The 18,850-nt window shown below is 47.3% G+C and carries 14 protein-coding genes; 12 read left to right on the forward strand and 2 right to left on the reverse strand.

Annotation, left to right across the window (positions count from 1 at the left end; translation table 11 throughout):
- Positions 1-36 precede the first annotated feature (36 nt).
- The 5 genes from dgoD (at position 37) to B160_RS32080 (ending at position 4,677) form a co-directional block, all read left to right on the forward strand.
- The gene (gene dgoD / locus B160_RS0106555; protein WP_018627095.1) at positions 37-1,185 is read left to right on the forward strand and encodes a galactonate dehydratase; all 1,149 of its coding nucleotides are present in this window, start codon (positions 37-39) and stop codon (positions 1,183-1,185) included.
- A complete protein-coding gene (locus tag B160_RS0106560; RefSeq protein WP_026309589.1) occupies positions 1,179-2,186 on the forward strand; it encodes a 2-dehydro-3-deoxygalactonokinase in 1,008 nt (335 codons plus the stop codon). The genes dgoD and B160_RS0106560 overlap by 7 nt, the downstream gene beginning before the upstream one ends.
- Entirely contained in the window at positions 2,179-2,868 is a 690-nt protein-coding gene (locus B160_RS0106565) for a bifunctional 4-hydroxy-2-oxoglutarate aldolase/2-dehydro-3-deoxy-phosphogluconate aldolase (RefSeq protein WP_018627097.1), read from the forward strand. Before B160_RS0106560 ends, B160_RS0106565 begins: the two co-directional genes overlap by 8 nt.
- A 19-nt stretch (positions 2,869-2,887) precedes the next feature.
- Positions 2,888-4,153: an MFS transporter gene (locus B160_RS0106570; protein ID WP_018627098.1), complete on the forward strand. Its 1,266-nt coding sequence runs from the start codon at positions 2,888-2,890 to the stop codon at positions 4,151-4,153.
- A 359-nt stretch (positions 4,154-4,512) separates the two neighbouring features.
- Entirely contained in the window at positions 4,513-4,677 is a 165-nt protein-coding gene (locus B160_RS32080) for a VOC family protein (protein ID WP_211218054.1), read from the forward strand.
- 295 nt (positions 4,678-4,972) lie between these two features.
- Here the strand turns inward: B160_RS32080 and B160_RS0106585 are convergent, their stop codons facing one another.
- Both B160_RS0106585 and B160_RS0106590 read right to left on the reverse strand, forming a co-directional pair.
- Entirely contained in the window at positions 4,973-6,055 is a 1,083-nt protein-coding gene (locus B160_RS0106585; RefSeq protein WP_018627100.1) for an N-acetylmuramoyl-L-alanine amidase, read from the reverse strand.
- A gap of 289 nt (positions 6,056-6,344) precedes the next feature.
- Positions 6,345-7,067 (reverse strand): FadR/GntR family transcriptional regulator, encoded by a 723-nt coding sequence (locus B160_RS0106590; protein WP_040679587.1) that lies wholly within the window; start codon positions 7,065-7,067, stop codon positions 6,345-6,347.
- Between the two features lie 133 nt (positions 7,068-7,200).
- Between B160_RS0106590 and B160_RS0106595 the strand changes: the two genes are divergently transcribed.
- The 7 genes from B160_RS0106595 to B160_RS0106625 all read left to right on the forward strand — a co-directional run bounded on the left by B160_RS0106595 (position 7,201) and on the right by B160_RS0106625 (position 18,849).
- A complete protein-coding gene (locus tag B160_RS0106595; protein ID WP_018627102.1) occupies positions 7,201-10,485 on the forward strand; it encodes a SusC/RagA family TonB-linked outer membrane protein in 3,285 nt (1,094 codons plus the stop codon).
- A gap of 19 nt (positions 10,486-10,504) precedes the next feature.
- Positions 10,505-12,091 carry a RagB/SusD family nutrient uptake outer membrane protein gene (locus B160_RS0106600; RefSeq protein WP_018627103.1) on the forward strand — a complete coding sequence of 529 codons (1,587 nt, stop codon included), beginning with the start codon at positions 10,505-10,507 and terminating at the stop codon, positions 12,089-12,091.
- A gap of 70 nt (positions 12,092-12,161) precedes the next feature.
- Entirely contained in the window at positions 12,162-13,094 is a 933-nt protein-coding gene (locus tag B160_RS0106605; RefSeq protein WP_026309590.1) for a dihydrodipicolinate synthase family protein, read from the forward strand.
- A 58-nt stretch (positions 13,095-13,152) separates the two neighbouring features.
- Positions 13,153-14,247, forward strand: a complete 1,095-nt coding sequence (locus tag B160_RS0106610; RefSeq protein WP_211218055.1) for a tRNA wybutosine-synthesizing protein 4 beta-propeller domain-containing protein — start codon at positions 13,153-13,155, stop codon at positions 14,245-14,247.
- Positions 14,244-15,497, forward strand: coding sequence for an MFS transporter (locus B160_RS0106615; protein WP_018627106.1), 1,254 nt, complete (start codon positions 14,244-14,246; stop codon positions 15,495-15,497). Before B160_RS0106610 ends, B160_RS0106615 begins: the two co-directional genes overlap by 4 nt.
- Before the next feature lie 14 nt (positions 15,498-15,511).
- On the forward strand, positions 15,512-16,735 hold the full coding sequence (locus B160_RS0106620) for a sialidase family protein (RefSeq protein WP_018627107.1): 1,224 nt from the start codon (positions 15,512-15,514) through the stop codon (positions 16,733-16,735).
- Positions 16,729-18,849 carry a GDSL-type esterase/lipase family protein gene (locus tag B160_RS0106625; protein WP_018627108.1) on the forward strand — a complete coding sequence of 707 codons (2,121 nt, stop codon included), beginning with the start codon at positions 16,729-16,731 and terminating at the stop codon, positions 18,847-18,849. The genes B160_RS0106620 and B160_RS0106625 overlap by 7 nt, the downstream gene beginning before the upstream one ends.
- Position 18,850 lies beyond the last annotated feature (1 nt).

An 18,850-nucleotide genomic window follows, 5' to 3' on the forward strand; every position in this document is an offset into this window, starting at 1 on the left:
TTTAAATGAATGGCAGGAGCGATAACATACTTTAAGATGAAAATCGAAAAATTAGAATTATTTGAAGTTCCGCCGCGGTGGTTGTTTCTTAAAATTACAACAAAAAATGGTATTACAGGATGGGGAGAACCATTAATAGAAGGACGCGCTGCAACGGTAAAAGCTGCTGTAGAAGAGCTTTCCGGTTATTTATTGGGTAAAGATGCCCGGAAGATTGAAGACATCTGGCAACTCTTGTACAGGGGCGGGTTTTACAGAGGAGGCCCCGTGTTGATGAGCGCTATTGCGGGAATTGATCAGGCCTTATGGGATATAAAAGGGAAGCTGCTGGGGGTACCCGTATACGAATTATTAGGAGGGGCGGTCCGCGATAAAATGAAAATATACGGCTGGATCGGGGGCGACAAACCTTCGCAGGTGGTGGAACACGCTTTAAAAAGAATGGAGCAGGGGTTTCTTGCAGTAAAGATGAATGCCTGTGCAGAGATGGAATGGATTGATACGCCCCATAAAATTGATGCAGCGGTGGCATTGATCGATGCGGTCCGAAATACGATCGGGTATGATAAAGGTCTGGGGATCGATTTTCACGGAAGAGTGCATAAGGGCATGGCGAAGGTTTTTATGAAAGAACTCGATTATTTGAAACCCATGTTTATTGAGGAACCGGTACTAAGTGAAAATGCTGATTCTTTTGCCCTGCTTTCTTCCTATACTTCTGCCCCGATTGCTGCTGGGGAACGCCTGTACAGCCGGTGGGATTTTAAACGGATATTTGAACAGGGGGCAATTGATATTATACAGCCGGATCTGAGTCATGCCGGGGGTATTACGGAAGTAAAAAAAATTGCAGCTATGGCAGAGGCCTACGATGTGGCCCTGGCGCCTCATTGCCCATTGGGGCCTATCTCTTTTGCTGCTGCGTTACAAATAGACTTTAACTGCATCAATGCTGTGATCCAGGAAACAAGTATGGGTATTCACTACAATGAGGATGCGGATTTATTGGACTATTTAACTGATCCGGAAGTGTTCCGGATGAAAGAGGGCTATATCGAAAAGCCTTTGTTACCCGGTCTGGGAATAGAGATCGATGAAGAAAAAGTTAGGGAAGCCGATCGTGAAGGGCACGCCTGGAAGAACCCGGTCTGGCGCAATGCGGATCAAAGTATTACAGAATGGTAAGGGCTCAAAATATAAAAGAAGATTGCTTACTCAGCTGTGATTGGGGCACTTCCTCCTTTAGATTGCGTCTTGTTGATATCCGGAATGGAAAAATAGCAGGAATTATCTCAACAAGACACGGTGTTTCATTCATTAACGAAAAACATAAGCAATGCACAGCGTCTGATCGGTATGCGGCGTATCTGACATATCTCCAGAGGTCCATCGACCGTCTTTCTGTAAAAATCAGAAATAATTGTACAGGTGTGCCCGTTGTTATATCCGGAATGGCTTCTTCCTCCATCGGGCTTAAAGAACTCCCTTATGCCCATCTCCCGTTTTCATTATCAGGATCTGGCATAACATCAACGTGGATTAAATCCGGCAAAAAAATAAGGCACGATATATTGTTAATATCCGGGGTAAAGATCGGGAATGATGTAATGCGCGGAGAGGAAACACAGCTTATTGGTCTTACAGACCTTGTTCCGTACAGTCATAGGAAACGCATCTTTATATTGCCGGGTACGCACAGTAAGCATGTGATCGTGTATAAAAACTCATTAAGGCATTTTTCTACATTTTTGACTGGAGAGGTGTTCGCTATTTTAAGAAGGTATAGTGTGCTCCGGTTTTCTGTTGAGGAACCCCAAAGTGAAATTACAAATGCACAACGGCAACTCTTTCTGAGAGGGGTATTGAAATCCAGGCATACGGATGTTTTACAAAACCTCTTCCAGGTGAGGCAATACGACCTGACCCGGGAATTTTCAAAAGCGGATAATTATTATTTTTTAAGCGGGTTGCTGATCGGTGCTGAGTTAAAAACCCTGGCAGGGGCAAAACATGGGATTGTATTATGCTGCGAAGGGCTGATGCATGATTTATATCGAAGCGCATTGGAATGTCTGGATTTAATGCAACATACTTATCTTGTTCCTTCGCATGTAATGACATCAGCGGTAGTACAGGGGCATATAAAAATTTTTAAGAAATCACGTATAAATTTCAGTTGTGGATAAACCCGGTTCGACAAATTTTTCCTGGTCGCTTTTCACTTCAATGCCGGTAATGGGTATCATGCGGAATATTGAAGCAGCTAAAGTAGCTGCTATACTGCCCCATTATCATAAGGAGGGATTAACCTGTGTAGAAATAACAATGAATACAGGGAATTGGAAAGATAGCCTGAAATTAGCGAGAGACCGATTCGGGGGAAAATTGAATATAGGTATAGGGACTGTTTGCTCGGAGAAAGACCTGGAAATGGCGCTGACCGCCGGTGCCCAATTTATCGTTACGCCAATTACGCATAGTCCGGTTATAGAACAATGCAAACGATTGGGAATCCCTATATTTGCGGGCGCTTATACGCCTACTGAAATATATACGGCCTGGAAGTCAGGAGCTACTATGGTAAAGGTATTCCCGGCCGTAGGCAACAGTATGGCTTATATTAAAGCCATTAAAGCGCCTTTTCCTGAAATAAAACTATTGCCAACAGGTGGTATTGATTTACAGAATTGTATTGATTTTATGCAGGCGGGGGCAGATGGTGTAGGCGTGGGCAGTGGATTATTTCCCGCGAAGTATATAAACAATGGTGACTGGGAGGCTTTGAGCGATCATTTTAAAGCATTTGCAGAAAAGATCAAATCCGATCGCAATGGACCAAATGAAAAAGAAACAAAGCCTTTTTATTAGAACAAATAAATAAAATACGATGACGCGTAACCAGGTTGATGAGCTACATCAAAAGCCTTTAAAGCTGCGCTGGCTAATGCTTTCATTTGCTTTCTTTGCTACTGTTTTTAATTATGTAGACCGGCTTGCTTTTAATTATCTGAGTGCGAATGGCTCTCTCAGAGAACTCATCCCCAATGATGCTTTTGGATATATAGCAACCGCTTTTTTTGTTGCTTACACGATATCGAACCTGATTTCAGGATTTGTAATTGATAAATTGGGCACGCGCCTCGGATATGCATTGTCTATGCTCGTATGGACCAGCGCTTCCTTGTTACATGCGTTTGCAAGAGTGCCGCTTCATTTTGGGATATGCCGGTTTTTACTGGGAATTGGAGAAGCCGGGAACTGGCCGGCTGCTATAAAATTATCCAGTGAATGGTTCAGCCGTAAAGAAAGAGCAACCGCTATCGGCTTATTTAATAGCGGAGCGGCTGCCGGTGCCATTATAGCCCCGCCGTTAATTGCATGGATGGCGATGCGCTTTGAATGGGAATTGACGTTCGTGCTTATTGGCTGTGTGGGGTATCTATGGATTATAGGGTTCTGGTTTACTTATTATACCCCTGGTAAACGGAAAGAAAAGTCAACCCACCGGACCATTCCCTTATTAAAACTGATCAGAACCAGGTTTGTTTGCTGGTTTACTATTTCTAAAATTTTTATGGATCCTGTATGGTACTTCATTACCTTTTGGATCGGAAGATACCTTGTAGATGTATATGGGTGGGATTTCAAAAAAATAGGCTGGTTTGCAATGATCCCCTTTATTGCTTCAGATATCGGGAATATACTGGGCGGTTTATTTACTCAGTATATTATAAAGAAAGGAGTACCTATAAGTAGAGCAAGAAAAATAGCAGCTGTTTCTTTTGGGTCCTTACTATGCGTATCACTAATGCTGGGGCCAGTAATCATCACGTCTCCATTTATGGCATTGCTCGTTTTAAGTGTAGCGGGATTTGGTTATGCCGCATACACTGCCAATACAATGGCATTTCCTGCAGATGTAGTTCCGGACAATGCTATTGCCTCCGTTTGGGGAATCGCGAGTGTTGGCGCAGGAATCGGCGGTGCTATTTTTCAGGCATTATCCGGTTCGGCTATAGAAGCACTGTCAAGATCGTACAATTATCATTTCGCCTACCACTCAATATTTCTTGTTTATGGTTTAATGGCTTTAATAGCCGTTCTTATCATTATTTTTGGCATTGGTACTATCGAGAAGGATACAACATTATAAGGATATCCTTTCTCTTTTATACAATTTGGTTTTTCCCGGGAGTTTATGGATCAATAGGTTCTGATAGCTTTGCAAGAATTATCGACTCGGCTTCGAGCAGTACTGGAACAAAAGACATAAAATAAGAGGAGTGCGTATTAGCTTGCTTTTTTATTAGTTCGATATTCGCTTAAGGCTTTATAAGCATCCCTCTTGTTATAACATTGCGCGATATAAGTAAGAAGATCTGATAGCACGACAATCCTGATGATGCCCCTGAATGGTATTTTTAAGCCAATATTGTTTCCGTTTATACGTTTGGGAACAAAATGATAGATTTGACCAGCGACGGTGAATATATTCATAAATTAAGAAAGATAATGGATAGAAATTTTCCGGCAATTACACCCGGATTACTTTATCATAATGCTTCGGAAATGATCGAGTGGCTCTGCCGGACTTTTGATTTTAAAAAGAAGTTGGTCATACCCGGAGATGAAGGAAAAGTCCTGAGCGCCCATCTGATTTTCAGCAATACCGCTTGAAAACAAAGTTTATGGAGGAAAAGGATATACCGTTAAAGATCCCGAAGGTTATACCTGGGCTTTTGGTTCTTATGACCCCTGGCAGACCTGATCACTGATTTTTTGGAGCAGCAGAAATCGTGTATCTGAATCATTATACCATAATAATTAAGAAGTCACATTATTGCTGTTTGGACAGTCCGGCAGGACGCAGCATTCCAAAAATGTTCAATAATGGAGGTTGTTGATTTTCCAGTCTGTGAGGCAGGAATTTTATGAAAGATCAGGAAAGGCCTGGTTTTTGGATCGGGCCGCTTTATTGATACTTTAATGCCAAATTATAGATCAGTTTTTTGTCGTATTCGGTGAGCACATCTTCTCTGTCATCTGTTTGTACATAATGATGCTTAAATGAAATAAAAGCGTTGGTTGGGTTACTGATATCGTAACCAATCATCCGGAGGGCCCAAAGCGCATTGAAGCCGGATGGGGGCGCTTTTAAATTATTTCGATCGTACCAGAACCCAAACCCGGCGTCGGCAAGCCGCTTCCAGGGAAAATATTTACTCGGATCATTTTTCCTGCCTGGCGCTATATCGGAATGCGCAATAAAATTAGACTGAGGTATTTTATACTTTTCTTTCAAATGGCTGAGTAGTGTCATAAGCGCCTCGATTTGCTTGTCACTATACCGTTCATCTTCCCCGTTATTGTCTATTTCTATACCCAAACTGCAGGAGTTCATATCTGTAATATTTCCCCATTTGCTTGCACCGGCATGCCAGGATCGTACATAGTCATTGAGCATTTGGTAAATGCTCCCATCTCTGCTAATAACGTAATGCGCACTTGATTCTTTAGAGGGCCTGCGTAAGGAGAATGTAAATAAAGTTTGCTCAACATTGTTTTGTGCAGTATGGTGCAATACAATGAAATTGGGTTTCCGGATATTAAAGTCGATCGCCGTATACCACTTGTCTGTATTTAAAGCGGGGTTCAATGTACTGTTTGGAATAGCTGAAATCTGGTCAATGATTAGTTGAATATTTTTGGAATAATCGTCTCTGGAATATGCTTTTTGTAAACTGTCTGCTTTATATTGAAAATATTGGGGGGAGTTATATATCAAAGCCGCTGGATTTAGACGGATCGTCTGGTCTTCAAATGTTTTTTTCTGGTTTATATTTTCCTTTATGGATGATGCTGTTGTTTTTCCCTCGTTTTCGCGTATCTGTTGTTTAGGTATTTTGAAAGCTGTCTGATCTTTTTGCGCCTGCTTTTTAGACGGCCCATTATTTTTTTCGGATATGTTTTTCCGATCTAAAACGTTTGTTTTTTTGGGAACAACTCCATACCTGCAGGCAACTGATAAAAGACAAAAAAGTAACGAACCGGACAATAGTATTTTGGTAAGCGTCGCTTTTCGTATTTATGAATGAAGTTATTAATTGTTACGCAATTTCATTACCGGTTTCATTTTTCCTGGTAAGATCTTCAATTCATATATCTCTGTCGGGCATTTTTTATTTTACAGGCACTGCCTGATGGACTGGCTGGATAAGGATACATGCGTCCGTCACGCTGGAATTTTTTATAGGGTTGGATGATTTTGGGAGGCAGTCCCTGTCTAAGTAGGTAACCGGCCCCGGTAGCTTTAGTTGGCGCAGGGAATCGAGTTCAGGATCTGATCATTCTTTGGCCGTTGCGGGAAGTCCTCCGTCGAGGCTGAGCCGGATGAAATGGTTTTCCAGGTGATTGCGCATGCCGTTCCGGAATTCTTCCGGCGTTCCTTTTTCGAGGATGCTGATCAATTGCTTGTGCGAAACAAATTTTTTGGGATTCAGGACCGGTGCAAATAACGAGCTTTTTTCAACATAATCGAAGATGGGCAACAGCAGTTTCTGAAACTTCATCAGTGTTTCATTATGGCTGATCTGGTATAATTTTCCGTGAAAAGCAATTTCATAGGAGGCTTCAAACATCCGGTTCCGGGTGGCAGCGGGTTCATTTTTTACGATCTGCTTCAATTCTTTTATATCGTTAACGGTAATATGCCGGAACAACAGGTCCGCCATTCCGATTTCGAGCACCAGCCGTATTTCAAAGATCTCCTTTAACGTATCATTACTAAGAATATAAGGGTTCATGCTTTTGGCCAGCGTACCGAAGATGTCGGGGTTGGTGATCACCGCTCCCTTTTTTTTCCGGCTCTCGATCAGGCCCATTAAACGAAGCCGCATTAACGCTTCCCGGATAACCGTGCGGCTTACTCCGAGCGTGGTCGATAGCTCCAGCTCCTTTGGAATGCTGTCGCCAACCTTCAGTTTGCGCTGATGTAGTAATTCAATAAGGCTTGCTTCTACCTTGTCTACAAGGCTCCTGTTCTCTATCGCTTTGAATATACGTTCCATGTTGATAATAATAGCGTAAAGTAAATTAATTAACGGCATATCGGGAGAAAATTTTTAAAAAATTTGGAAATTGGAAAATTGTCTGTATTTTTATTATGTTATACATAATACTTAAAACGATAAATTGTTTGTTATGCAGAAAATCTGCTCAAAATGTAGCTTGCTGATCCTGCTGATCCTCTTTGCGTTACCGGGATTTTCACAGGTGAAAATGACTACCGGATCGGTGCGCGATGAAGCGACCGGATCGGCCCTGGCCGGAGCAACCGTTACGGTTAAAGGCAAAACCACTACGGCCGTCGCTGATGACGGAGGCGCTTTCTCCATTGATGCGGGTGAAGGCGATGTGCTTTTGATATCCTATGCGGGTTATGCAACGAAGGAAATGACCGTAGGAAGGGAAAAGGACCTGGAGGTGCTTCTTGTTTCCGCAGCCACTTCCAGCCTGGATGACGTGGTCGTGATCGGCTACGGCACGCAAAAGCGGTCAAAAATTACGGGTTCCGTAAGTAAGCTGGATCCCCGGGTGCTGGAAACAGGTGTTCGCTCCAACCCCGCATCGGCGCTGGCCGGCACCATTCCCGGTCTGCGGGTACAACAAACCTCCGGCCGGCCGGGAGCAGTGCCCAATATCGTCCTGCGCGGGGGCACCAACTACAATGGATCCGGATCACCTTTGGTGATCGTAGATGGCTTTCTCCGCTCCGGTTTTAGTGAGATTAACCAGGATGATATAGAATCCATAGAGGTATTGAAAGACGCATCGGCAACAGCCATTTATGGTGCAAGGGCCAACAATGGCGTGATCCTGATCACCACAAAGCGAGGAAAAGCAGGTCAATCCAGCATTACGGTAAATGCCAAAGTAGGGGTGAACAAGCTGAACCTGCCGTTTACGTATCTGGATGCAGGGGACTATTTATATTGGTCCAGGCTGGCGGTAAAGACCTCGGGGATGTATGATGCAAGCAGGCTGTCGCAGCTGACCAATTCAGGTCCTTTTGGCACCGGGAATAAGTTCCTGGACGGGAGCGGAAATGTTATTGACGGCAATGTAAATTCATTGGGTGTCTGGAGCACGATGATCCTGGACAATACGAACCGCCATAAACTGAACGACGGGTGGCAAACAATGATCGACCCGGTAAACGGAAAGGACACATTGATTTTCCATAACTTTGATTATTCAAAATATGCACTCCGTTCCCGGGCATTAACACAGGATTATAATATCTCTTTGTCGGGGGGAAATGATAAGGGGAAATATTACGCAAGCGTAGGCTCCTATAATGAACAGGGGTTGCCTATAAACACGTTTTACAAGCGATTCACGTTTGTTTTGAACAGTGAGTATAAGATCAAACCCTGGCTGAGCGCCACTTCCAGCCTGAACTTTGCCGATGCCAAATGGCGCGATCCCGTAACCAATTCGGAGGGCAACTACCTTTCCCGTTCGCTGGGCGCTCCTCCTACAATGCGTGGATGGAATGAAAATGGTGATTTGCTGGTAGGCCGGGATTTTGGCGATGGTAACCCGGTGGTGAACGATGATAAATTCATCCGCAGGAATAATACCGATAAGTTTACAATGATCCAGAGTGTTAAAGTAGATTTTTTGCCCAACCTGTGGCTGAAAGCCTCCGGCAATTTCTTTTACAGTGAAGGGTTCTATGAAAGCTTCAACAAGGATTATCTACAAAGTCCCGGCAACTATAACCGGACCCGGAGCGCATCCGCTTCCTTTGGCAGGGACCTGAGCCAGACCTATAACGGGGTATTGAATTATAATACGCATTTCGGAGACAAACACAATATAGAGGTGATGGCCGGTTCTGAGTATTATGATATTTACAGCACGGGCGTATCGGCCTCCGGTTCGCAGGCTCCCTCCGATGATTTCATGGCGTTACAGTATGTAAAGAGGGATAAGGACGTGCAGCCCTCGGTTAGCTCTTCCCATGTGCGGCAGCGGATTTTATCCTTCCTTGGCCGGGCCAATTATGATTATGATTCCAGGTATTTACTGACGCTTACTGTGCGAAGGGATGGCTATTCCAAATTGATCAATAATCGCTGGGGAACGTTTCCGGGTATTTCAGCGGGCTGGAATGTGCACAAAGAGCATTTCTTCAGCTCCAATGTGATCAATACTCTTAAGCTTAAGGCAAGCTGGGGACAAAACGGTAATGTAAGCGACATCAGCGCCTATGGTCTGCAGGGAGGGTACAACACTACCCGGTATAACTCAAGTGCGGGCTATTTATTCTCAACGCCTCCTTTTCCGGATCTGTTATGGGAGCGTTCGTCCACATATGAATATGGGTTTGAGGCCACTGTTTTGAACAGGATCGACATCACCGCATCTTACTATAACAGAAAGACCAGCGACAAAATTTCGTCTTTTTCGCTGCCGGCCACCTCGGGTGTTACCTCGTTGACAACCAATAACGGCAGTATGCAGAATCAGGGTGTTGAGGCAGCGGTAAATTACCGGGCAGTAAGGAGCAATGACTGGCAGGTTGATCTTTCTGCAAATGTTGCCTACAATGCCAACAAGATCCTGAAGCTCCCCAATAACGGACTGGACAATAACCGCCAGGGGGGATTTCAGGTATATGACCCCCAAACCCGGCAGATTATCTGGGTAGGCGGCCTGCAGGAAGGGCAGGACCCCAATATTGCATACGCTTACCAGGTATCGGATCTGTACCGGACGCAAGCCCAGCTGGATGCCGATGGGAACAGGGTGGATCTGAACGGTGCAAAGGTATTACTGGGGCCTGGTAAATACGGCGCGCTTCCGGCTTCCGATAAAGGTAAATATTATCCGATAGCGCTGGGAGATGTTCAATGGAGCGATATCGATCGAAATGATACCATTGACTACCGCGACCGCGTATATATGGGCAGAACGGTTCCCCGCTGGACCGGTGGCTTCAGCGCCTTCGCCCGTTGGAAGAACCTTTCGCTGAGCGCGCGGTTTGACTATGCTTTGGGCTTTGTGAACTACGACGGTCCGAGAGCATGGTTTATGGGCAACGCACAGGGAACCTTTAATACCATTAGTGATGTTTATGACACCTGGACCCCCGAAAATGTGAATGCTAAATACCCCACCTATTACTGGGCGGATCAATTATTCAAGAATAACGTGATCCGGGAGTCCGATATGTTTTATCACCGGGGCGACTACCTGGCCATCCGTGAGTTGAATATTGCTTACGCATTGCCGGTAAACTGGGTGCGCACCATCAAAGGACAGGCGGTCAATTTTTCGCTGACCGTTCAGAACCTGGGATACCTGAGCAAATCAACGATGTACTCCCCGGAATCAGGAAGCATCGCCAACACTGCTGCCGGCAGCGGCGGTTACCCATTGCCACGCGTATTTATTTTCGGAGCGCAACTGACATTTTAATTTACATCAATATTAAAGCATGAAAAAGATACTTAACGCAATATTCCTGTTAACATGGATCGTTTCCTTTAATGCCTGCAGTAAGCTTGACCTGGGTCCCGAGGACTTTTATGCAAGCGGTAATTTCTGGAAAACCGCGGCCCAGGTAGATGGTGCCATGATCGGCATGCACAGCCAGTTAAGGGGAAACCAATTCACTTTTTTTACATTGGGTGAGCTGCGCGGCGGCCATATGAAAGACGGTACCGGCGCTACCGGAACATCTTCGCTGAATTCCGTACAGGTTATCCGGCAGGACATCCGGGAGTCTGCCCCTGGCATCAGTAACTGGGCCGGGCTGTACGGTGCCGTTTTCCAGGTGAATTTATTTATATACCAGGTGGAAAACGCAACATATTTATCAGATACCGATAAGAAATATTACCTTGGTCAGGCATATGGTATCAGGGCCTTCTATTATTTCCATTTGTTCCGTACTTATGGAAGAGTGCCTTTGGCAACAGAGCCCAAAGTAATGATCAGTACGCCAACATCTGCGGCTGACGCCTATTTAGCACGTTCGGCTACTGAAAAAGAAACATTGGATTTCATCAAATCGGATATTGACAGATCCGTTGCCAATTTCAACGAAGATCACACCGTCAAATTCCAGAAGGCGCAATGGTCGCTGGCTGCTACCCAGATGCTGAAAGCCGAGGTATATTTGTGGTCGGCCAAGGTTAAAACCGATGGGGCAGATCCGGCAAATACAGCGGCTGATCTGACCACAGCGCGGGCAGCTGTTGAGGATGCCTTAGCTCAGTGCTCGAAGCAAAATAATTTTGCGGATGTGTTTAAATATGCCAACAAGGGGAATAACGAAATTATTTTTGCACTCCGGTACCAGGTGGGCGAAGCTACGAATGCATTCAACCAATTTATATATGCACAAACCGACCCCATGGCAAGTTTTGTGACGGCCGGCGGCCTGCCGCTCACTTCGGATCAGGCGGGAGCCTCTGCTGCTGATCCCTTAAAAGTGGCGGGCGGAGGTACCATCATCCGCTATGAATACAAGTACGAGCTTTTTGCAAAATACGATACGGCCGCAGATGCCCGAGCAAGAAGCAGCTTCTTTGATTTTTATAAAGCTCCTGTGGCCGGTAATAAGTTTGTGAACCTCCGGAAATTCCTGGGAACAATGGACGGTACCAACCGCTCCTTTGCAGATGACTATCCGATTTACCGTTGGGCAGACGCCATGCTGATTCTGGCGGAGATTAAGAACAAGCAGGGGCAGGACCCGTCTGCAGAGATCAATGCGGTGCGCCAGCGCGGGTATGGAGCCAATGCGGCCCCGGTATATACAAATGGCAGTTTTGAGCAGAATGAGCTGGTTATTTTTGAAGAACGGGGAAAAGAATTAACGGCAGAAGGTACCCGTTGGTATGATCTCCGCCGGATGCAAAGTGCGAATGGCGATCCCCTGGCGTTCCGTAAGGATCTGCCGTTGACCGGTGTATTGGACAAAACAACCGAGGCTCATAAGCTTCTTTGGCCCATTGACAGGTCCACCATGGCACAGGATCCGACCATTGAGCAAAACCCCGGTTACCCCGGTACATAAAAGAAAGCGAACGGTCGGGGACACCGGCACCCGGCCGTTTAATCATTGTTTTATCGAAGATCAATACAATATGAATTTTACACACTTAAAAGGACTGATCGCTGCGCCTTTCACTCCTATGAAGAAAGACGGAAGTCTGAACCTTGAAATGATACCGGAGTATTACCGGTTTTTAAAACACAATCAGGTGATCGGGGCCTTTATCAACGGCTCTACCGGGGAAGGGGTTTCTCAAACCAAAGAGGAGAAAAAAGCGGTAGCAGAGGCCTGGGCCGAAGCTGCCCGTGGCGATGAAGCGTTTAAGATCATCAATCTTGTGGGCGGCACGTCTATGCGTGATTGCATTGAAATGGCCGAGCATACTGCCCGTACGGGCCTTTATGCGGTTTCCTTTACGGCGCCGTATTATTTTAAGCCCTTTACACCGGCGGCCCTCGCGGCGTGTTGCCGGGAAGTGGCCGCGGCGGCTCCCCGTACGGCCTTTTATTATTATCATATCCCGGTGCTGACCGGCTGCAATGTCAGCATGTACGATTTATTAAAAGCTGTTGACGGGTCCATTCCAAACTTTGCCGGCATTAAATATACGCATGAGGATTTTATGGATTTTCTTTCCTGCATGTATGTAGACAATGGTCGGTATGATATGCTTTGGGGACGTGATGAGAACATGCTTTCCGCGTTGGTTCTGGGTAGTTTTGGCGCTGTGGGCAGCACGTATAATTATGCGGCCCCCCTGTATCACCGGTTGGTAGCTGCATTTAAAAAGGGGGCATTGCAGGAGGCAAAAGATCTTCAGTACCGGGCTGTGGAGATGATCCGCCTCCTGGGTAAATACGGAGGCATCGCCACCGGGAAAGCGTATATGAAACTGGTGGGGATTGATTGCGGCGGCTTCCGGCTTCCGGTGTTGAATATGAGTGACACGGCCTTTGAAGCCTTCAAAGAGGAGGCGGCAGCTATTGGTTTTGATGATTTCTGTTCCCGGTACCCGGTTGCATAATTGTTCCGGTATGATGAAAAAGGCAATCCATTCATATGGTTCTTTATTAATAGCAGCTATGCAGCTTATCGCTTGTCATCCGCGGCATGAAGGCCAACCGGTATTTCAATGGAAGCAATATGCAGTGTTGCCTTCCTCAAACGGGCGAGCGTCGCTGGGATATGCCGGCCCGGCTGTGGGCATTCATCAGAACCTGCTGTTGATCGGAGGCGGAGCCAATTTTCCCAACGGAATGCCCTGGGCCGGTGGCAGGAAAGAATATTACAGTGAAGCGTATATAACCGGTATTGAAACGGACCCACCCACTTTGAGAAAGATCAGCCTGCCTTATAAGGTAGCGTACAGTGCAAACTGCAGTACTCCTGCCGGCATTGTTTGTGCAGGAGGCGAGGCCGGCGACGGGCCGTTAAATTTTGTACTGCTGGTTCGTTTTGATCAAAGCAGGCCGGTGATCGCCTTTTTGCCGGCCTTGCCGCTGGAACTTACCAATGCCGCTGCCGCCGCTATCGGAAACGACGTTTACATCGCGGGTGGCGAATCCCGGACGGCGGTATCTGCCCGGTTTTTTAAACTGAATTTAAAAGATACCTCCAAAGGATGGCAGCCGTTGCGGGATATTCCGCACCCTGTATCGCATACTGTTTTGGTTGCGATGCCTGAAAAAGGAAAAATTTTTCTGGCGGGCGGGAGAAAAAAGACACAGGGAGGTGTCAGTGACCTGTACCGTAACGTATTTGAATACGACCTTGTTACCAATCACTGGACGGAGAAACGCAGGTTGCCCTATGCATTGAGCGCAGGCACCGGCGCTATGATCGGAGACCGGTATATGGCCCTGTTTGGCGGAGATAAGGGCGTCGCTTTTCATAAAACGGAAGCGCTGATCGCTGCGATCAGCAAGGAACAAGACCCTGTTAAACAACAGGTATTGAAGGAAGAAAAGAACCGGGTACAAATAGCGCACCCGGGCTTCAGCAATGAGATATTATTGTATGATGTTGAAAACGATTTGTGGACGCTGGCCGGGAAGAGCTCTTTCAGCATTCCGGTAACCACAACGGCGGTAACAAAAGACCATCGCATATGGATCCCTTCGGGAGAAATAAAAGCGGGCGTGCGCACCCCAGTAATACTTGAAGTGACGATCAAATGAATAGAAGAATCCATACAACAGGAACAGAAAAACAAACCGCGCTCCGCGCATGGGTGGCCGTGGCGCTATTGTGGGGAGTGGCGCTGCTCAATTATATGGACCGGCAAATGCTCAGTACCATGAAAGCAGCCATGCAGGGCGACATACAGGAGCTGCAGTCAGCAGAGAGCTTTGGGTTCCTGATGGCGGTATTCCTGTACATCTATGGCTTTATGAGCCCGGTGGCCGGTGCTGTTGCCGACCGTGTCAGCCGCAAATGGCTGATCGTTGGCAGCTTGCTGGTGTGGTCGGCCGTTACGTATGGAATGGGTATGGCCAACAGCTTCAGCCAGCTGCTGTGGTTGCGGGCCCTGATGGGCGTTAGTGAAGCGTTATACCTGCCGGCGGGCCTTGCGATGATCGCGGATTACCATACCGGAAAGACCCGGTCGCTGGCCATTGGCATTCACATGACCGGGCTGTATGCCGGCCAGGCGCTGGGCGGATTTGGAGCTACGGTATCCGCCGCGTATTCCTGGCACACCGCCTTCCACTGGTTTGGTATCATCGGTATTGTTTATGCATTGGTGCTGACGCTGCTGTTGAAAGATATAAGAAAGGCTTCCACACCGGTTGCGGGGCAGCAGGAAAAAATACCATTGACCAAAGGCCTGGTATCGCTTTTTTCCAATATTGCTTTTTGGGTGATCCTGTTTTATTTTGCAGCACCCAGTCTGCCCGGGTGGGCTACGAAGAACTGGCTGCCTACCCTGTTTGCAGATGCCCTTCAGATCCCGATGGCGCAGGCGGGCCCGATGTCTACAATTACCATTGCGGTGTCCTCTTTTACCGGCGTTATCCTGGGAGGCCTTCTATCCGACCGGTGGGTGCAAAAAAATATCAGGGGGCGTGTTTACACAAGCGCTATCGGGCTGGGCCTTACGATACCGGCTTTACTGTTTTTGGGCACTGGACATAGCCTGCCGATGATCATAGGTGCGGCGGTTTGTTTTGGTGTTGGCTTCGGTATGTTCGATGCCAACAATATGCCGATACTTTGCCAGTTTGTTCCGCCAAAACTGAGAGCTACGGCCTATGGATTTATGAACATGACCGGTGTATTTGCCGGGGCAGCCGTAACACAGCTGCTGGGCCGGTTTACCGATAACGGACAGCTTGGATCAGGATTTGCCGTATTGGGTGGCATCGTGCTTATTGCGGTGCTCCTGCAATTACTATTACTAAAACCCCGGGTTCAGAACCTGGAATAAAAATCGAATAGAACATGAAATCAACTTTGCAATACAGGAATTCCGCTTTCACCGGTTGCATTGCCCGTTCAGGCAGATATTATATGATCGCTCTGGGAGCGGTCTTGCTGACCTTATTTGCTTCCTTACAAACACATGCACAAAAAGATGTGCCGGTTTTTGTGTCGGGCCGGGAGGGGCATAAGAGTTACCGCATCCCGGCGATCATCCGGCTGCCAACAGGAAAGCTGCTGGCATTTGCCGAGGGCCGGGTGCACAATGCCGGCGATTTCGGCGATATCAATATTGTGTTAAAGACCAGCGACGACCAGGGACGTAGCTGGAGCCCGGTAAACGTAGTGGTAGATGCGGAAACATTGCAAGCCGGGAACCCGGCACCCGTTGTGGACCTTACGGACCCGGAATATCCCGCGGGGCGGATCTTTCTTTTTTACAACACCGGCAATAATCATGAAGGTGAAGTGCGCAAGGGAAAAGGGCTCCGGGAGGTATGGTATAAAACCTCGACCGATGGGGGCGTTACCTGGAGCAGCGCCGTCAACATTACCATGCAGACCCACCGTCCTCATCAGCCCTCGGCAAACCCAGCCTACAATTTTTCCGAAGACTGGAGGAGTTATGCCAATACACCGGGTCATGCGATGCAGTTTGTGCGGGGCAAATACCGGGGGCGTATTTACGTAGCGGCTAACCATTCCGCCGGCAACCCCCAACCCCATTTTAAGGATTACCGTGCCCATGGATTTTATACCGATGATCATGGAAAAACGTTTCATATAAGTGAGAATGTGGACCTTGAAGGCGGCAACGAAAATATGGCTGCAGAGATCAGTAAGGGGCGACTGATGTTGAATCTCAGGAACCAGCAGGGAAATGTGCGTGCACGTTATACCGCAATCAGCAGCAACGGCGGGGTAACCTGGTACAATGAGCAATTTGACCGGTCCCTGCCGGACCCCGTTTGCCAGGGTTCGCTGCTGACCATCGGTAAAAGCTGGGGCAGGAATATACTGGCCTTTTGCAATAATGCAGACACAGTGCGGCGCAATCACCTCACATTGCGGATCAGCAAAAACGACGGTAAAAAATGGAAAAAGCACATACCGGTCTATGCCCTGGATCAAAAAGGCGATGTGACCGCCTACTCGGACATTGTAAAGCTGGGCCGCAGAAAGATCGGAGTGCTCTATGAAAGGAACAACTATTCAGAGATCATTTTTACTGCAGTTCAATGGTAATCCCTGAAAAAAAAAGGGCAGGCAGTCCTCTTATTGGAAAAGGTCTCTTGATCACGATCTTTTTATTGCTCTTCAATGTTGCTGAAGCAAAAAAGCAGCCCGTCAGGATCGCCTGCATTGGTAACTCGGTCACCTATGGGTGGGGGTTACAGGACCCCGGGACTACATCCTACCCCCCGCTGCTGCAGCAAATGCTGGGGGCAACATATCTTGTAAAAAACTTTGGACATAGCGGAGCCACGGTGCTAAAGAACGGGCATAATCCTTATTATAAAAGCAAAGCGTTCATAGACATGCTCGCCTTCAGGCCGGATATAGCAGTGATCCATCTGGGCCTGAACGATACGGATCCCCGGAACTTTCCCCGTTATCGCGACGAGTTTACCCCCGATTATAACTGGTTGATCGATACGGTCAGAAAGGTAAACCCCGGTGTGCGGATCTTTATCTGCAGCTTAACGCCCGTGTTCACCGGGCACAGCAGGTTCCTGTCCAGCACCTTTGACTGGTACTGGAAATTACAGGACCAAATAAGGAATATTGCTGTAATCGATCAGTTGCCTCTTATTGACCTGTACGAAGCATTGCATGACCGGCCCGATATTTTTACAGATGCCGCCACATTGCACCCCAATGAAACGGGTACGGCCATTATTGCCCGAACGGTGTATCAATACCTGACCGGAAATTTCGGAGGGCTGCAATTGCCTCCGCTTTTTACCCCGAATATGGTATTGCAGCGGGAAGAGCCCATCCGGATCTGGGGTAGGGCTGATGCAGGCACTACGGTATCCGTAAAATTTATGAACGCAGAACAGCGTATAGAAACCGGCTATGATGGTAAATGGCAGGTGACTTTTCCGGCGTCAAAAGCGGTGCGCTCGCCTCTGGAAATGGAGATCCGCAACGGGCAAAAAGCGATCCGGCTTCAAAACATCCTTATTGGAGACGTATGGCTGTGCTCGGGGCAATCCAATATGCACTTTCCATTGTCGCAAAGTACAGGAGCCGATAGCCTTTTAAACAGCGCAGACGCGTCACTCCCGTTACGCCTGTTTAAATATGAACCGTTAGCGGAAACCGACAACCGCGCATGGACCCGCCGGGAATTGGCACGGGCGAACAGCCTGGATTTTTTTTCAGGCAGCTGGATGACCAGTGGTAAAGCGGCAGCATCCGGGTTTTCGGCCGTGGGCTATGTGTTTGGTTCGGAAATCATGCGCGAGGAAAAGGTTCCGGTGGGTCTGATAGAAATTGCTGTTGGCGGCTCACCGCTGATTTCCTGGGTAAGCCGGCATACTCTCGAATCGTTGCCATTGTTTGCACCGGCCTTTAAAAACTGGAGGCAGTCCGACTACCTGATGGAATGGTGCCGGGAGCGGGCGGAGGTCAATTTAAAGAATGCAACCTCTGTATTTCAGCGGCACCCCTATGAGCCCGCCTTTAACTTCGAAGCGGCCATTGCAAAGCTGTTGCCCTTTTCTATTAAAGGTATTATCTGGTACCAGGGGGAAAGTGATGCAGAGAACGCAGAATTGTATCAAAAGCTCTTCCCGGTTTTTGTGAACGACTGGCGTAAAAAATGGCAGAAGCCGCTTCCCTTTTATTATGTACAGCTTTCCAGCATTAACCGACCCTCCTGGAATTATTTCCGCGATGCTCAAAGAAAACTGTTGAATGACCTTGATCATTCCGGGATGGTTGTTACCAGCGATCTGGGAGATACCGCTGATGTACATTATAAGAACAAGGTCCCTGTGGGGCTGCGGCTGGCGCGGCTGGCTTTGAATAAAACCTATAATAAAAAGATTACCGCGTCGGGTCCGCTGCTTCTTTCCGTTAAAAAATACGGGGATAAAGCCGTGGTCCGTTTTGATGATGCAAAGAGGTTAAAAACCTTTGACAATAAGCCATTGAGAGGATTTGAACTGGTAACGGATAAGGGAAGGTTCATGCCTGCGGAAGCACGGATAAAGAACAATAAGGTTCTCGTCCTGCTCCCTAAAGGCGTACCGGTCAAAAAGATAGCCTATGGCTGGGAACCTTTCACAAGGGCAAACCTGGTAAACAGCGATGCATTGCCTGCAAGCACATTTATTAAATCAGTAAAATAAA

It is taken from the genome of Niabella aurantiaca DSM 17617, assembly GCF_000374125.1.
Lineage (GTDB): Bacteria > Bacteroidota > Bacteroidia > Chitinophagales > Chitinophagaceae > Niabella > Niabella aurantiaca.

What these genes read in the sequence shown, in the direction of transcription:
- dgoD (WP_018627095.1), top strand. Translation starts at nt 37, where the DNA reads ATGAAAATCGAAAAATTAGAATTATTTGAAGTTCCGCCGCGGTGGTTG.
- B160_RS0106560 (WP_026309589.1), top strand. Translation starts at nt 1,179, where the DNA reads ATGGTAAGGGCTCAAAATATAAAAGAAGATTGCTTACTCAGCTGTGAT.
- B160_RS0106570 (WP_018627098.1), top strand. Translation starts at nt 2,888, where the DNA reads ATGACGCGTAACCAGGTTGATGAGCTACATCAAAAGCCTTTAAAGCTG.
- B160_RS32080 (WP_211218054.1), top strand. Translation starts at nt 4,513, where the DNA reads ATGGATAGAAATTTTCCGGCAATTACACCCGGATTACTTTATCATAAT.
- B160_RS0106590 (WP_040679587.1), bottom strand. Translation starts at nt 7,067, where the DNA reads ATGGAACGTATATTCAAAGCGATAGAGAACAGGAGCCTTGTAGACAAG.
- B160_RS0106595 (WP_018627102.1), top strand. Translation starts at nt 7,201, where the DNA reads ATGCAGAAAATCTGCTCAAAATGTAGCTTGCTGATCCTGCTGATCCTC.
- B160_RS0106600 (WP_018627103.1), top strand. Translation starts at nt 10,505, where the DNA reads ATGAAAAAGATACTTAACGCAATATTCCTGTTAACATGGATCGTTTCC.
- B160_RS0106605 (WP_026309590.1), top strand. Translation starts at nt 12,162, where the DNA reads ATGAATTTTACACACTTAAAAGGACTGATCGCTGCGCCTTTCACTCCT.
- B160_RS0106610 (WP_211218055.1), top strand. Translation starts at nt 13,153, where the DNA reads ATGCAGCTTATCGCTTGTCATCCGCGGCATGAAGGCCAACCGGTATTT.
- B160_RS0106615 (WP_018627106.1), top strand. Translation starts at nt 14,244, where the DNA reads ATGAATAGAAGAATCCATACAACAGGAACAGAAAAACAAACCGCGCTC.
- B160_RS0106620 (WP_018627107.1), top strand. Translation starts at nt 15,512, where the DNA reads ATGAAATCAACTTTGCAATACAGGAATTCCGCTTTCACCGGTTGCATT.
- B160_RS0106625 (WP_018627108.1), top strand. Translation starts at nt 16,729, where the DNA reads ATGGTAATCCCTGAAAAAAAAAGGGCAGGCAGTCCTCTTATTGGAAAA.